Below are 14,580 nucleotides of genomic sequence, written 5' to 3' on the forward strand. Positions count from 1 at the left end.
TGGTCTTCTGGCGGCATGAGTATCACCCGAAAAGGTGAGCCCACCCCCCAACACCTGCTGCACCGGCACCGGGGAGGCCGTGCCGGCCCGCCGCACCCACACGCGGCCCACCCTCCCCGGCACGCCCGGACCGCCGACGCCCACCGCTGGTGGGCCCTCGTCGTGATCGCGCTCGCGCAGTTGATGGTCGTCCTGGACGCGACCATCGTGAACATCGCGCTCCCCTCCGCGCAGCACGCGCTGCGCATCTCCGACGGCAACCGTCAGTGGGTGATCACCGCCTACACACTCGCCTTCGGCGGGCTGCTCCTGCTGGGCGGCCGGATCGCCGACCTGGTGGGCCGCAGGCGGACGTTCGTGATCGGGCTCGCCGGCTTCGCCGCCGCCTCCGCGCTCGGCGGCGGCGCCACGTCCTCGGGCATGCTCTTCGGGGCCCGCGCGCTGCAGGGCGCCTTCGCCGCCGTGCTCGCCCCGTCCGCCCTCTCCCTGCTGACCACGGCGTTCACCGATCCGCGAGAACGTGGGAAGGCGTTCGGCATCTACGGCGCCCTCGCGGGCAGCGGCTCGGCGATCGGCTTCATCGTCGGCGGCCTGCTCACCGAGTATCTGACCTGGCGCTGGTGCCTGTACGTCAATGTGCCCATCGCGGCCGTCGCGGTGCTCGGCGCGTTCGCCCTGCTGCACGACCGGCCGGGCGACCCGGCCGCCCGCCTGGACGTGCCGGGCGCCGTGCTGGGCTGCGGCGGACTGGTCGCTGTCGTCTACGGGTTCAGCGAGGCCGAGCCGCGCGGCTGGACCGACCCGCTGGTACTGGCCCTGTTCGCGGCGGGAGTGCTTCTGCTCGCGGCGTTCGTGACCTGGCAGACCCGAGCACCGAAGCCGCTGCTGCCGCCGCATGTGATCCGAGAGCGCAACCGGGCCGGCTGCTTCCTGACCATGCTGCTGGCCGTCATCGGCATGTTCGGACTGTTCCTGTTCATGACCTACTACCTCCAGGGCATCCTCGGCTACTCGCCGCTGCGGACGGGTCTGGCCTTCCTGCCGCTGACCGCGGCGATCGTCGTCGGCTCCACGCAGATCTCGGCCCGGCTGCTGCACCGCGTGGCTCCGCGCGCCCTCATGGTCCCCGGCATGGTCCTGGCGGCGGGCGGCATGCTGCTTCTGACCCGGCTGACGGTCGCCTCGCACTACACCTCCGAGCTGCTGCCGGCGCTGCTGCTGATGGGCCTGGGCATGGGCCTGACCTTCATGCCCGTGTTCGCCACCGCGACCGCGGGCGTCGCCGACCGGGACTCGGGTGTGACCTCGGCGACGGTGAACACCTCGCAGCAGGTGGGCGGTTCGATCGGGACCGCCCTGCTCAACACCGTCGCCACGACCAGCGGCGCCGCGTACGTCACCGCCCACCTGCACAGCCCGGCGGACCGGGCCCGGGTGGTCCCGGAGGGTGTGGTGCACGGCTACACGGTCGCCATCTGGTGGGCCGCCGCCGTCCTGCTCCTGGCCGGTCTGGTCGCGGGCCTGATGGTGAACGCGCGGGCACCCGGGCGCACGCGTCCGGGGCGGGAGGGCGTACCGGAGTCGGTGGTCTGACCGGCGCCGGGCACCCTCAAGGGGTCCGGGTCTCGCCGGCGGGGACGTGGCCGGGCGTCAGTGACGTCCGGCCACGCGGTCGGCGATCCGGGCCAGCCGGGAGGAGCCGGCGCTGTGGGTGAGCGCCTCGCGGCGGTCGGCCGTGCGATAGGCGGCGTACATTCCCTGCACCCCCAGCCAGCGCAGCGGTTCCGGCTCCCACCGGCGCACCTTGTGGTTCACCCAGGGCAGGTCGGTCAGCGCGGTGCGGCCGCCCTGCCCGGAGTCCTGCTGGACCAGGTCGCGCAGGGTGCGGGCGGCGAGGTTGGCGGTGGCCACGCCCGAGCCGACGTAGCCGCCCGCCCAGCCCAGGCCCGTCGTACGGTCCAGGGTGACGGTCGCGCACCAGTCGCGCGGCACCCCGAGGACCCCGGACCAGGCGTGCGCGATCCGCACCCCGGCCAGAGCGGGGAAGAAGCCGAGGAGGACGTCCCGCAGCGCCTGGACGGTCTCCCGCTGGGTGCGGCCGTCGTTGTCGGTGCGCGAGCCGAAGCGGTACGGCACTCCGCGCCCGCCGAGGGCGATCCGGCCGTCGGCGGTGCGCTGGGCGTACATGTAGGCGTGCGCCATGTCGCCGAGCGTCTCCCGGCCCGACCAGCCGATCGCCTCCCACTGCTCGTCGCTCAGCGGCTCGGTCGCGATCATCGAGGAGTTCATCGGCAGCCAGGTGCGCCGCCGGCCCTTGAGAGAGGCCGTGAAGCCCTCGGTGCAGCGCAGCACGTAGGGGGCGCGGACGGTGCCGTACGGGGTGACCGCGTGTCGGGGGCGGATCTCCGTGACCGGTGTCGCCTCGTGGATGGTCACCCCGAGCGCCTCCACGACCGCCGCGAGGCCCTTGACCAGCTTCGCCGGATTCAGCCGGGCGCCGTGCGGGGTCCAGGTGGAGCCCACCGCGTCGGCGACCCGGATCCGCTCGGCGGTCTCCCGGGCGCCGTACAGCTCGCGGTCCTTCTCGCCGTACCCCAGCTCGTGCTCGTGGAAGGTTTTCAGGCGGGCCAGCTGGGCCGGGGTGCGGGCCACTTCGAGCACGCCGCCCTTGTGGACGTCCGCCTCGACACCCTCCTCGGCGGCGACCCGGATCACCTCGTCCACGGTGTCGTTCATGGCCCGCTGGAGGCGTACGGCGGCCTCGTGACCGTGCAGCCTCGCGTACCGGTCGCGGCCGGCGACGCCGTTGTAGAGCCAGCCGCCGTTGCGGCCGGAGGCGCCGTAGCCGCAGAACTTCTGCTCCAGGACGGTGATCCGCAGGAAGGGCGCCGCCTTCTTCAGGTAGTACGCCGTCCACAGCCCTGTGTACCCGCCCCCGACGACCACCACGTCGGCGCTCGCGTCCCCGGTCAGCGGCTCCCGCGCCGCCGGGAGGCCGTCGTCCGCGAACCAGAAGGAGATGCCGCCGTTCACGATGCCGTCGCCCGCGGCACTTGCCGAGCTGCTCATGAGCGGGACGTTAACCGCTGGGAGCCGCCGGTGTCTCCTTCGGATTCCGTGCTTTTCCGCGCTCGTCCGCGGCCCGGGACCAGCGGGAAGCAGGCCAGTCCGATCAGTACGGAGGTGAAGTGCCCGAGGTCGGTGAAGGTGCGCCCGGTCAGCAGCGGCACCCCGGAGTAGACGAGCACGGCGGCGGCGTACAGGTTCCGCCAGGGACGCGGGAACCGGTGGGCCAGCACCCCCACCACCCCCGCGAAGGCGTAACTCACGCCCACGTCGAGCGTGTTGACGGCCGACTCCGGCGCCATGCCGCGCCGGATCGCCCACAGCAGCGCACCCTCGCTGATCAGCGTGGCCAGCACATGCGCGGCCGCGCACACCAGCAGCCAGCGCAGGGTGCCCAGCCAGCGCTCGACCTGCGCGTGGAAGACCGTGTACAGGGGCACGTACGGCACCCACCGGCCGCTCGGGATCCACATCGCGCTGGCGAACAGCACCCGCACCGGGTTGTCCGACAGCTCATGGAGGTTCGTCGAACGCTGCCGCAGGAAGTCCTGCTCGAACTCCGGCGACATGCGGTGCAGGGCCACGGTGGTGAGGAACAGGATCAGCAGCCAGACGTACGTGCCCGGGGCACTGCGGACGTACCTCCGGACGGACCCCGCCGCCGCCCGGAGCCCGTGCCGAAACCGGATGACCCCGTCCACACGCGCAAGTATGGTCGGGAAGGTGATCGAGGTGCCCGCCGAGCTCGCCGCTTCCCAGGAGAGATTCAACGGGGCGGCGGGCCGGGCGTTCGTCGCCGGCCTGCCGCGGCGGGCGGAGGGTTTCCTGCGGCGGTGGGGGCTGCGCGTCGACGGCCGGCCGATGTACGGGGTGTGCGCGCTGGTCCTTCCGGTGGTCCGCGCCGATGGCACACCGGCCGCGCTCAAGCTCCAGCTCCCGGACGAGGAGAGCGCGGGTGAGCCGGTCGCGCTGCGGGTGTGGGACGGCGACGGGGCCGTACGGCTGCTGGAGCACGACGAGCCCACCGGCACACTGCTGCTGGAGCGGCTGGACTCCTCCCGTGCGCTGACGCACCTGCCGGACACCCGCGAGGCCGTCGCGATCATCGGCGATCTGCTGGCCCGGCTGACCTCCGTGGCCGCCCCGGCGGGGATACGGCGACTGGGTGACATCGCGCGGAGCATGCCGGAAGAGGCGCCGCGCGCCCTCGCGCGGGTTCCGGACCCCGCCGACCGCCGGCTGATCGCGGACTGCGCGGCGGCGGTACGGGAGGTCCTGCCGGAACCGGGCGACCGGCTGCTGCACTGGGACCTGCACTACGACAACGTCCTCGCCGCCGGGCGGGAGGCCGGGGGCGACCGGCGTGGACCCGGGCAACCCTGGCTGGCCATCGACCCCAAGCCGCTGGCCGGCGACCCCGGTTTCGAACTGTTCCCGGCGCTGTGGAACCGCTACGACCCCGCCGAGACCGTCCGTCGCTTCGACGCGCTGACCGGCGCGCTGGGGCTGGACCGGGAGCGGGCCCGCGCCTGGACGCTGGGCCGGGTGCTCCAGAACTGCCTGTGGGAGCTCGAGGACGGCCGGCCCCTGCGGGCCACGGACCTGGAGATCGGCCGCGCCCTGCGCGCCTGATGCTCCCGTACGCACCCTGCGCGCTCGTACGCCCCACCACGCACCCGCGTGCGCCTGCGACACGCCCTCGGACGGCGCACCCCCGGCCCGGCGGCTTATCGGGTCATAGCGTACAGAATATGAAAAAACGCCACATCGCCTTGCTTGTGGGTTCAGCAGCGCTCGGCGCCTCCTGCGTCGCCGCCGCGTCTCCGGAGTCGGGGGGACACCGGACGCACACGGTGCACCCCGGGGAATCGATTCAGAAGGCGGTGGATGCCGCCAAGGCCGGCGACACCGTGCTCGTGCTGCCCGGCACTTACCACCAGAGCGTCAAGGTGTCCACGCCCGGCCTGATCCTGCGCGGCATGGGCGACGGGACCGTCCTGAAGCCGGCGGCGAAGGCGACGGACGACTGCGGCAAGCGCGGCAACGGCATCTGCGTGGCCGGCACCAAGACCACGCTGCTCAAGGGGGTCACCGTCTCCGACCTGAAGGTGACCGGTTTCTCCCGCGCCGGGGTGATGGCCGTGGGCACCGACGGGCTGACCGTGCGGCGCGTCACCGCCGAGAAGAACGCCGTGTGGGGCCTCGCCGAGGAGCGCTCCCAGCACAGCGCCTACCGGGAGAACACCGTCCGGAACAGCGGGGACGCGGGCATCTTCCTGGCCAACACGATCACCGCCGAACAGGGCGCCACCGACGCCAGGGGCACGCTGGTCACCGGCAACCGTGTGGAGAACAACCGGATCGGCGTCACCGTCCGCCGGCTGCGGAACGCGAGCGTCACCGCCAACCAGGTCACCGGCAACTGCGCGGGCGTCTTCGTGGTCGGCGACGAGAACAAGCCGAAGGCGGGCGCGCTGACCGTGCGCGGCAACCAGGTCGTGAAGAACAACAAGTACTGCGCCAAGACCGAGCGACTGCCCTTCCTCCAGGGTTCGGGCATCGTTCTGACCGGTGTGGAGAAGACCGACGTCACCGGCAACGTGGTGACCGGCAACTCCGGCACGTCCCCGCTGTCGGGCGGCATCGTGCTCTTCAAGAGCTTCGTCGGGGCCACCAACGAGAACAACAAGGTCCGGGACAACTCGCTGCGCGACAACTCCCCCGCCGACCTGGTCGACCAGGAGACCACCAAGCTCGGCAACGCCTTCACCCACAACTCCTGCCGGGCGTCCAAGCCGAGCGGGCTGTGCTGAGCCGCGCCCCCGCAGCCCCCGCGCCGCGAACCGACTGCCCGCGCCGTCACCCGTAATCCCCGCACACCCCTCGCGGGACCGAGAAGTCAGAAGGAAGGAAGGCGGCATGACGACCGCTCACACCGCCCCACCGCCGTCCATGCGGCTCAGGGAGCTCGCGTTCGGCGCGGCCTGTGCCGCCGCCCTCCGCGCCGCCGCTCGGCTGGGCGTCGCCGACGCCCTCGGGGACACCCCCGCCACCGTGGAGGACCTCGCCGCCGCGGTGAAGACCGAACCCAAGCCGCTCCGCCGGCTGCTGCGGGCGCTGGCCTGCTACGGCCTGTTCACCGAGCGCCCGGACGGCGCCTTCGCCCATACCGACATGTCCCGGCTGCTGCGCGAGGACGACCCCCACAGCCTGCGCAACATCTGCCTGTGGTGCACCGAGCCGTGGACCTGGGACGCCTGGCCGAAGCTGGACGAGGCCGTCCGCACCGGCCGCAACGTGGTGGAGGACCTGTACGGCAAGGAGTTCTTCGTCTACCTCAACGAGGACGCCCCCGAGTCGGCGGACGTCTTCAACCGGGCCATGACCACCTCCAGCAAGCAGTCCGCGCGGGACGTGGCCGACCTGCTGGACCTGTCCGGGGCCGCCTCGGTCGCCGACATCGGCGGCGGCCAGGGACACGTGGTGGCCTGCCTGCTGGAGAAGTACCCGCACATGCGCGGCACCCTGATGGACCTGCCGCGGGTGGTGGACCACGCCGACCCGCGGCTGCTGCCGGGCGGTGCTCTGGCCGACCGGGTGAGCATCGTGGCCGGCGACTGCCGCGAGGCCGTCCCGGTCCGGGCCGACGCCTACATCATCAAGAACATCCTGGAGTGGGACGACGACTCCACCGCACGCTGTCTGCGCAACGTCATGGAGGCGGGTGGCCCCAAGGCGCGGGTGGTGGTCATCGAGAACCTCGTCGACGACACCCCGTCGATGCGGTTCAGCACCGCCATGGACCTGCTGCTGCTGCTCAACGTGGGCGGCGCCAAGCACACCACCGACTCGATGGTGAGCCGGCTGGAGGCGGCGGGCCTGGTCATCGACGACATCAGCCCCGTCAACCCCTACCTGCACGCCTTCGACTGCACCGTGCCCGCCTGAGCGGCGGCAGGACTCCCGGCGACGGCCGCCGGGCCCGCGGCAGCGCGGGTCCGGCGGCCGTTGTCCGTCCGCCGTACGACGGCGTCAGCCGTGGCCGTCGCGCTCCCAGACGTAGAAGCGATGCGCCATGGCGTCCTTCGGCGAGCGCCAGGTCTCGGGGTCGTACGCGCTGACGTACGCCGACAGCCGCTCGCTGATGCCGCGGAACTCGGGGTGGTCCGCCACCTTGGCGACGGCCGGGCCCGGATCCCGGTCGGCCTCGACGAGGTGCATGTACACATCGCCGAACTGGAAGAGGCTGCGCCGGGTGACGCCGACCAGGTGCGGCAACTCCCCCCGGTCGGACTCCTCGAAGATCTTCGCGATGTCCGGGGCCGACCCCGGAGCCATCCGGGCCACGATCAGGGCCTGGTGCATGAACGTTTCTCCTGTCGTCCGGTGCGGTCCGGTCCGTCGTCCGGCGCGGCTCAGTCGGTGGTCAGGGCCGGCTCGGGCCGGCGTCCCGCGGCGGCCTTCTCGATCTTGTCGCGGATCAGGGCCATCTGGACCTTGGAGTTCTTGTTGATGTTGTCGGTCATCCAGTCGTCGTCGACGGGCGCCTGCGGCTTCATCGCGAAGTCCTGGGTCCACACCATCCGGGTGCCGGCGGGCACCTCCTCGTACCGCCACCGGATGTTCATGTACTCGAAGGGACCGGTCTCCACCCGCCGGGCGGTGACGGTCAGCGTGTCCCGGTCCGGCTCACGCTCGGAGACCCAGCTCCAAACCGTGCCGTTCTCGTCGGGGTGCATCGTCAGTCGGAAGGTGCACTTGTTCCCCTGCTGGGACAGGATCTCCGCGGAGGCGTACTCGCTGAACAGCTGCGGCCACTTCTCCACGTCGTTGGTCATGTCCCAGACCAGGTCCACCGGTGCGGCGATGGTGATCTCGTTCTCGGTGTGTCCGGCCATCTCTACGCTCCTGCCAGAAGAGTGCTGTTGACGAGGTCGAGGAACTTCCGGGGCGTCTTGCAGCGCTCCGCGTCGGGCGGCATCGGCAGGCCATGCCGGTTCTCCAGTTCGCCCACGATGCCGAGCAGTCCGAGCGAGTCGATGCCGAGCTCCTCGAAGCCGGTGTCGGGCCGGTCCGCCAGCTCCTGCGGGCTGACGGCGATGCCGGCCGTCTTCTTCATGAGTTCGGACAGTTCTTCCACGGTGATTCGGTCACTCATGCGGTTCCTCTCCTTGTTGCTCCCGGCCGCCCCGATCGGTTCGGCGGCGTCCGGTCTCCCCCGCCGCCCCGCTACGGGGCGGCGGTAGTCGGACTCACTCGTCCGCGGCGCCGTGCCGCAGCACCAGTGCCGAGTTCGAGCCCATGAGTCCCCGGCTGAGAACCAGCGCCGTCCGCACCCGCGCGGGGCGGGCGCCGCCGGTCACCAGGTCGAGGTCATGGCAGATGTCGTCGACGTTCGGGGTGGGCGGGATCAGACCGTGCTCCATCGCGAGCACGGCCGCCGCCGTGTCCAGCACGGGTGCCGCGCAGTACGCCCGGCCCGTGCCCGACTTGGGGGCCGTCACCGGCACCCGTCGGCCGTGGGCGCCCAGCGCGTCGGCGATGGCCCGCGCCTCCGCCCGGTCCGCCTCGGGCACGCCGAGGGCGTCGGCGAAGACGACGTCGACCTCCTCCGGCGCGCAGCCGGCCTCCGCCAGGGCCCCACGGATCGCCTCCGCCAGCCCCTGCCGGGACAGCTCCCAGCGCGACGCGCCGGTGAAGGTCGCCGCGTGCCCGGCGACGGTGGCCCGCACGGGCACACCCCGCTCCCGGGCCGCGCCCGCCTCCTCCACCACGAGCATCGCGCCGCCCTCGGCGGGCACGAACCCGCACGCCGCCGCGGTGAACGGCCGGTACGCGCGCCGGGGGTCCGTCACCGCGCTCAGCTCCGGGTAGCCGAGCTGGCACACCATCGAGTACGGGGCCAGCGGCGCCTCGGTCGCACCGGCCACGATCACGTCCGTGCCGCGCCGCACGGCCCGCGCAGCGTGCGCGAGGGCGTCCACCCCGCCCGCCTCGTCGGCGGCCACCACCGAACAGGGCCCCTTGAAGCCGCGCCGGATGGAGATCTGACCGGTGCTGGCCGCGTAGAACCAGGCGATCGACTGCCACGGACCCACGTAGCGGCGGCCCTGGCCCCAGAGCTTCTGCAGCTCCCGCTGGCCGAACTCGCCGCCGCCGGACCCCGCCGCCGTCACCACGCCCGCCGCGTACGGCGCCGCCTCGGTGTCGGACCGGCCCAGCCGGGCGTCCTCCAGAGCCGCGTCGGCCGCGGCCATCGCGAAGTGCGTGAACCGGTCGGTCTGGACGAGCAGGCGTTCCTCGACCGCCGCCGCGGGATCGAAGGACCGCACCTCGCCCGCCACCTTCAGCGGCAGTTGCTCACAGCCCTCCCGGGTCACCCGGTCCAGGACGGTCACGCCCTCCTGAGTGGCCTTCCAGAAGGTCTCGGTACTCGTTCCGTTGGGCGCCACGACACCGATGCCGGTGACGGCGGCCCGCCGTTGACGTGGTGCGCTCATCGTGCCTTCTCCCTCGACCGGGTCAGGATCACCGCGGACTGGAAACCGCCGAACCCGCTGCCCACGGAGAGCACCGCGTCCAGCTTCCGCTCACGCGCCTCCCGCGGGACGTAGTCCAGGTCGCACTCGGGGTCGGGCGTCTCGTAGTTCGCGGTCGGCGGGACCACCTGGTGGGCCAGTGCCAGCACGCACGCCACCACCTCGATCGCCCCGATCGCCCCCAGTGAGTGCCCCACCATCGACTTGATGGAGCTCATGGGCGTGTCGTAGGCGTGCCGGCCCAGCGCCCGCTTCACCGCGGCCGTCTCGTGCCGGTCGTTCTGCCGGGTGCCGGAGCCGTGCGCGTTGACGTAGTCGATCGCGGTGCCGTCCAGCCGGGCGTGGGCGAGGGCGGCCTCGATCGCCCGTGCCATCTCCAGGCCCTCACTGGTCAGACCCGTCATGTGATAGGCGTTGCCGAAGGTGGCGTAGCCGCTCAACTCGCAGTAGACGTGGGCGCCGCGAGCCCTCGCGTGCTCCAGCTCCTCCAGCACCAGCACCGCGCCGCCCTCGCCCATGACGAACCCGTCACGGTCGTTGTCGAAGGGCCGGGAGGCGTGCGCCGGGTCGTCGTTGTTCGGGGACGTGGCCTTGATCGCGTCGAAGCACGCCATCGTGATCGGTGATATCGGTGAGTCGGACGCGCCGGCTATGCAGATGTCGGCCCGGCCCTCCTCCACCGTGTGCAGGGCGTACCCGACGGCGTCCAGGCCGGAGGTGCAGCCGGTGGAGACGGTCTGCACCGGCCCGCGCACCCCGAACCGCTCGGCCACCGTCGAGGCCAGCGTGCTCGGCGTGAACGCCCGCTCCAGATGGGGCCGGGCCCGCTCGTGGTCCACGTCCCAGCGCTCACCGCCGTGACTGACCAGCACGTAGTCGTTCTCCAGTCGTGTGGTGCCGCCCACCGCGGTGCCCAGGGAGACCCCGATGCGCCAGGGATTCTCAGCGGCGAGGTCCAGCCCGGAGTCCCGTACCGCCTCCGTCCCGGCGACCAGCGCGAACTGTATGTACCGGTCGCAGCGCGCCACCTGCTCCTCGTCCAGCCCCAGGACCGTCGGATCGAAGTCGCACTCGGCGGCTATCCGGGACCGCAGACCGGCCGGGTCGAAGAAGGTGATGCCCCGCGTCGCGGTGCGCCCGTCCGCCAGCAGGTCCCAGAACGCGGGGGCGCCGATCCCGCCCGGCGCCACGATGCCTATGCCCGTGACCGCGACCCGCCTGGTCATGACGGGACCTCTGCCGTATCGGGCTCCTGGCCGGCCGCCTCGGCCCGTCCGGCCCCGGCGGCGGCCGGAACCGTCTCCGTGCCCTCGGTGTCCACATGGCCCAGCTGCGGGCGCGGCGCCAGCGGCCCCAGGTGGAACACGATCCGTGCCTCCACCTTGCCCACGTTGCGGAACCGGTGCCGCATGTACGCCGGGATCATCAGACCCTGTTCGGGCCGCAGCGGATGCGGGTCGCCGTCCAGGTCCACCTCCAGATCACCGCAGACGACGTACACGAACTCCTCGGAGTAGGGGTGGTAGTGCTCACCGATGCGGTCGCCGGGCTGCACGATGGCCACGCCCATGAAGCCGCTGGTGGAGCCGACCGTGGCCGGGGTGAGCATGGCGCGCAGATCGCCTCCGCGCCTGACGTTGGGCTCGACCTCGCTGAGATCCACGATTCTGGGTCGGGGTTTGATCACGTCGTCCTCCGGTGATGTGGTGCGTCGGCTTGCGCCGGCGCCGGTCCGCGCCGGCGCCGGTGCCGGCTCGCGTCGGCTCGCGCGGACTCAGGCTTCCGGCGCGGACCGGCGGTCGGTGATGAGGTCCATACGGGCGAGGGTGAGCAGCCGGGCCAGGTCGCCGTCCTTTTTCTCGGCGCCCTCGTCGAGCAGCGTCGTCAACTCCGCCACCTGCGCCGCGTCCGACAGCCCCAGCGCGGTCGCCGGGTCGCTGTCCAGACCGCCCCGCACGTCGATGAGCCGTACGACCACGTCGTCCCGCTCGTAGACCGTGCTCTGGAGCACCGGGCTGCGCGGGTCGTCGGCGGCGCGCTCGTCCTGCCGCGCCAGCAGCTCGGCCAGCCGCATGCCCATGCCCGTCCGGGCCGGGTAGTACAGGGCGTGCCGCTGGGCCTGCTCGATGTCCTGACCGCTCGTCACGTGGTGCACGGCCGGCAGCGCCGCCCGGGTGAAGAACACCCGTACGGACTCCTGGTCGTGGAAGTCGCGGTGCTGCTCCAGATACGGGTTGATGGCCTCCTCGACCGCGCGGATCTCCGGCTGCCGGGCCACGTGCCGCAGTGCCGCCAGCAGGTCGCCGCGCACCTCGATGGCGCGCACGACCCGGTTGCCGTGCATGAACAGCGAGGTGCGGCACAGCCGGGTGGTGTCGTCGACCCGCGCCTCGGGCGACTTGTAGTTCGCGAGCAGCTCGGCGACCTTGCGCTCGCTGCCCGGCTTCACGGTGAAGGTGAGCGCGTGCCGGATCATCCCGTCGCCGATCCGCGGCGACGCCTGGAGCTGCCGCTCGCCGGACGGCGCCTGGCCGCCGGTCTCCCGCACGATGTGGAAGCGCAGCGACCGGGTGTCCCGGATGCAGCTGTGCATCGGCTCCACCATCCGCACGTGCTCCTCGCTGTTCACCCAGGCGAGAAACGGCGGCGCGCTCTCCCACTCGCTGGTGATGAGCCACTGGGAGGGGTTCTCGATCGACTGGCACAGCTGGTCGCTGACGTGCCCGGGAACGGACGCGACCTGCTTGCCCATCTCCTCGTACGCCTCCAGGAACTGCTGCTGGGCGCCGTCGTAGACGTCGACCAGCAGCACGACCCGGAGCCGGGAGCCGTCGAAGACGGACTGGGAAACACGTTTCGAGGCCTGCTGCTCGGTCGGATCTGAAACACGCTCAGAGATGGCGGTCATCTGCGTACGTCTCCTTGGCGGGGCTCGGCGGTCTGCGGTGAACGGACGGAGAGTCGGAGGGAAGGGAGTGCCGCGCCGCGGATGACGCGACGTCAGCGTGATCTCGATCCTGTGCCGGGTGCGATCCGCGCGCGACTCGTGTGCACCACGTGGGTGATCACACGGGTGATTGAGCCCGCGAACGCACGCGGACCGGGCTCCCACCGGGCATGGAACCTCAGACGCGCCCGCGGACACGGACGCCGCGCCCCGCCTGCCCCCCACCCCGCACCCCCCGCCCTGGAGGCATCGATGCACCAAGAAGCCGACCACCGGGTACCCGTCCTCATCGTCGGCGGCTCCCTGGTGGGCCTGTCCACCTCGCTGTTCCTCGGCCGCCTCGGCGTGCCGCACATGCTGGTCGAGCGGCACTCCGGCACCTCCATCCACCCGCGCGGACGCGGCAACAACGTGCGGACGATGGAGCTGTACCGGGTCGCCGGGATCGAGCCGGCCATCAAGACCGCGGCCTCGCTCCTCGCCGACAACCACGGCATCCTCCAGACCCCGACGCTCGTCGGGGACGCCGGCGAATGGCTGTTCAAGCACATCGACCCCGGCGGCGGCATCGCGCGCTTCAGCCCCACCGGCTGGTGTCTGTGCAGCCAGAACGACCTGGAACCCGTCCTGCTGGAGAGCGCCCGCGCGCTCGGTCCCGGCGACCTGCGCTACTCCCACGAGATGGAAAGCTTCGAACAGGACGGCGAGGCGGTCACCGCCGTCGTACGCGACCGCGCCACCGACGAGCGCTGCACCGTTCGCGCCGACTACCTCGTCGCCGCCGACGGCCCGCGCAGCCCGGTCCGGCGCGCCCTCGGCATCGGCCAGACCGGCCCCGGTGACCTGTTCGCCAACGTCAGCGTCACCTTCCGCTCCAAGCTCCTCGCCGACGTCGTCGGTCAGCGCCGCTTCATCTGCTGCTACCTCACCCACCCGGACGCCGACGGCGCCCTGCTTCCCGTCGACAACAAGGAGCACTGGGTCTTCCACGCCCCCTGGCACCCCGAGCGCGGCGAAACCCTGGAGGAGTTCACCGAGGAACGCCTCCAGCGCCACATCCGCCGCGCCGTCGGCGTCCCCGACCTCGACGTCGAGATCACCGGCAAGGCCTCCTGGCGCGCGGCCGAACGCGTCGCCGACCGCTACCGCGCCGGCCGTGTCCTGCTCGCCGGGGACTCCGCGCACGAGATGTCGCCCACCGGCGCCTTCGGCTCCAACACCGGCATCCAGGACGCCCACAACCTGGCCTGGAAACTGGCCGCCGTCCTCGACGGCTGGGCCGGCCCCGGCCTGCTGGACACCTACGACACCGAGCGCCGCCCGGTGGCCCTGGCGACCAGCGCCCGCGCCTCCGCCCGCTCCGTCGAGCACAGCCACCCCGGCTTCGCCCCCGCGCCCGGCGTCGGCGGCGGCAAGCGCGGCGGCGTCCTGAACGTCGTCCTCGGCTACCGCTACCCGCACGGCGCGGTCGTCGGCGCCGACCCCGGCCAGGAGGTCGTTCCCGAGGGCATGCGCCTGACCGGCGAGCCGGGCAGCCGCGCACCCCACATGTGGCTGCGCCGCGACGGCGAGCGCGTCTCGACCCTCGACCTGTACGAACGCTCCCTGGTCCTGCTCAGCGACGCCCGCTCGGGGGCGGGCTGGCACACGGCGGCCCGGCGGATCGCCGAGGACACGGGCGTACGCCTGACCCCGTACCGCGTCGGGGCGGACACCGGCGCCGATCTCGTGTACGACACCCACGGCGCCGAGGGCGAGGAGGCGCCCGACTGGACGCGCACCCACGGGACCACGGCCGACGGCGCGGTCCTCGTCCGCCCGGACGGCTTCGTGGCCTGGCGCACGGCGAGCGCCGTACCCGACCCGGAACGGGTGCTGCGAGAGGTCCTGGCGACGCTGCTGCGCACCGCCTGACCTCGCAGGACAGCGAGAGCCGCCCGCGCCCCCGGGGGCGGGGGGCCCCCCGCCGGGTTAGGGGCGCCGAGCCGGCGAGCCGGGCGCCACGCGGGCGGGGGAGGCTGGGGGGGC

14 protein-coding genes are annotated in these 14,580 nt (G+C 72.5%); 5 read left to right on the forward strand and 9 right to left on the reverse strand.

Annotated elements, in window-relative coordinates; translation table 11 throughout:
- The first annotated feature begins 15 nt into the window (after nt 1-15).
- Nucleotides 16-1,593, forward strand: coding sequence for an MFS transporter (locus tag ACWDUZ_RS21900; RefSeq protein ID WP_451633461.1), 1,578 nt, complete (start codon nt 16-18; stop codon nt 1,591-1,593).
- Between the two features lie 57 nt (nt 1,594-1,650).
- On the opposite strand, the gene ACWDUZ_RS21905 is transcribed toward ACWDUZ_RS21900, so the two are convergent.
- Together ACWDUZ_RS21905 and ACWDUZ_RS21910 are read right to left on the reverse strand one after the other, a co-directional pair.
- On the reverse strand, nt 1,651-3,069 hold the full coding sequence (locus tag ACWDUZ_RS21905) for an NAD(P)/FAD-dependent oxidoreductase (protein ID WP_451633462.1): 1,419 nt from the start codon (nt 3,067-3,069) through the stop codon (nt 1,651-1,653).
- Nucleotides 3,066-3,767, reverse strand: coding sequence for a rhomboid-like protein (locus ACWDUZ_RS21910; protein WP_451633463.1), 702 nt, complete (start codon nt 3,765-3,767; stop codon nt 3,066-3,068). Before ACWDUZ_RS21910 ends, ACWDUZ_RS21905 begins: the two co-directional genes overlap by 4 nt.
- A 10-nt stretch (nt 3,768-3,777) precedes the next feature.
- Here ACWDUZ_RS21910 and ACWDUZ_RS21915 point away from each other — a divergent pair, with 10 nt between their 5' ends.
- The 3 genes from ACWDUZ_RS21915 to ACWDUZ_RS21925 all read left to right on the forward strand — a co-directional run bounded on the left by ACWDUZ_RS21915 (nt 3,778) and on the right by ACWDUZ_RS21925 (nt 7,014).
- Entirely contained in the window at nt 3,778-4,698 is a 921-nt protein-coding gene (locus ACWDUZ_RS21915; protein WP_451633464.1) for an aminoglycoside phosphotransferase family protein, read from the forward strand.
- Between the two features lie 119 nt (nt 4,699-4,817).
- Complete coding sequence (locus tag ACWDUZ_RS21920; RefSeq protein WP_451633465.1) at nt 4,818-5,879, forward strand: right-handed parallel beta-helix repeat-containing protein; 1,062 nt, start codon at nt 4,818-4,820, stop codon at nt 5,877-5,879.
- Between the two features lie 106 nt (nt 5,880-5,985).
- The gene (locus ACWDUZ_RS21925) at nt 5,986-7,014 is read left to right on the forward strand and encodes a methyltransferase (protein ID WP_451633466.1); all 1,029 of its coding nucleotides are present in this window, start codon (nt 5,986-5,988) and stop codon (nt 7,012-7,014) included.
- A gap of 84 nt (nt 7,015-7,098) precedes the next feature.
- Here the strand turns inward: ACWDUZ_RS21925 and ACWDUZ_RS21930 are convergent, their stop codons facing one another.
- From ACWDUZ_RS21930 to ACWDUZ_RS21960, 7 genes are all read right to left on the reverse strand, one after another.
- The gene (locus ACWDUZ_RS21930; protein WP_306186752.1) at nt 7,099-7,431 is read right to left on the reverse strand and encodes a TcmI family type II polyketide cyclase; all 333 of its coding nucleotides are present in this window, start codon (nt 7,429-7,431) and stop codon (nt 7,099-7,101) included.
- 50 nt (nt 7,432-7,481) lie between these two features.
- Nucleotides 7,482-7,964, reverse strand: a complete 483-nt coding sequence (locus ACWDUZ_RS21935) for an SRPBCC family protein (protein WP_451633467.1) — start codon at nt 7,962-7,964, stop codon at nt 7,482-7,484.
- A gap of 2 nt (nt 7,965-7,966) precedes the next feature.
- Nucleotides 7,967-8,224, reverse strand: coding sequence for an acyl carrier protein (locus ACWDUZ_RS21940; protein ID WP_451633468.1), 258 nt, complete (start codon nt 8,222-8,224; stop codon nt 7,967-7,969).
- 94 nt (nt 8,225-8,318) lie between these two features.
- A complete protein-coding gene (locus ACWDUZ_RS21945; protein ID WP_451633469.1) occupies nt 8,319-9,566 on the reverse strand; it encodes a ketosynthase chain-length factor in 1,248 nt (415 codons plus the stop codon).
- A complete protein-coding gene (locus tag ACWDUZ_RS21950) occupies nt 9,563-10,831 on the reverse strand; it encodes a beta-ketoacyl-[acyl-carrier-protein] synthase family protein (RefSeq protein ID WP_451633470.1) in 1,269 nt (422 codons plus the stop codon). The genes ACWDUZ_RS21945 and ACWDUZ_RS21950 overlap by 4 nt, the downstream gene beginning before the upstream one ends.
- Nucleotides 10,828-11,292 carry a cupin domain-containing protein gene (locus ACWDUZ_RS21955; RefSeq protein WP_451633471.1) on the reverse strand — a complete coding sequence of 155 codons (465 nt, stop codon included), beginning with the start codon at nt 11,290-11,292 and terminating at the stop codon, nt 10,828-10,830. The genes ACWDUZ_RS21950 and ACWDUZ_RS21955 overlap by 4 nt, the downstream gene beginning before the upstream one ends.
- An 87-nt stretch (nt 11,293-11,379) precedes the next feature.
- A complete protein-coding gene (locus ACWDUZ_RS21960) occupies nt 11,380-12,513 on the reverse strand; it encodes a SchA/CurD-like domain-containing protein (protein ID WP_451633472.1) in 1,134 nt (377 codons plus the stop codon).
- A gap of 291 nt (nt 12,514-12,804) precedes the next feature.
- Here ACWDUZ_RS21960 and ACWDUZ_RS21965 point away from each other — a divergent pair, with 291 nt between their 5' ends.
- A complete protein-coding gene (locus ACWDUZ_RS21965; protein WP_451633473.1) occupies nt 12,805-14,466 on the forward strand; it encodes an FAD-dependent oxidoreductase in 1,662 nt (553 codons plus the stop codon).
- The last annotated feature ends 114 nt before the right edge of the window (nt 14,467-14,580 follow it).

The sequence above is a fragment of the Streptomyces sp. NPDC003393 genome, assembly GCF_053589015.1.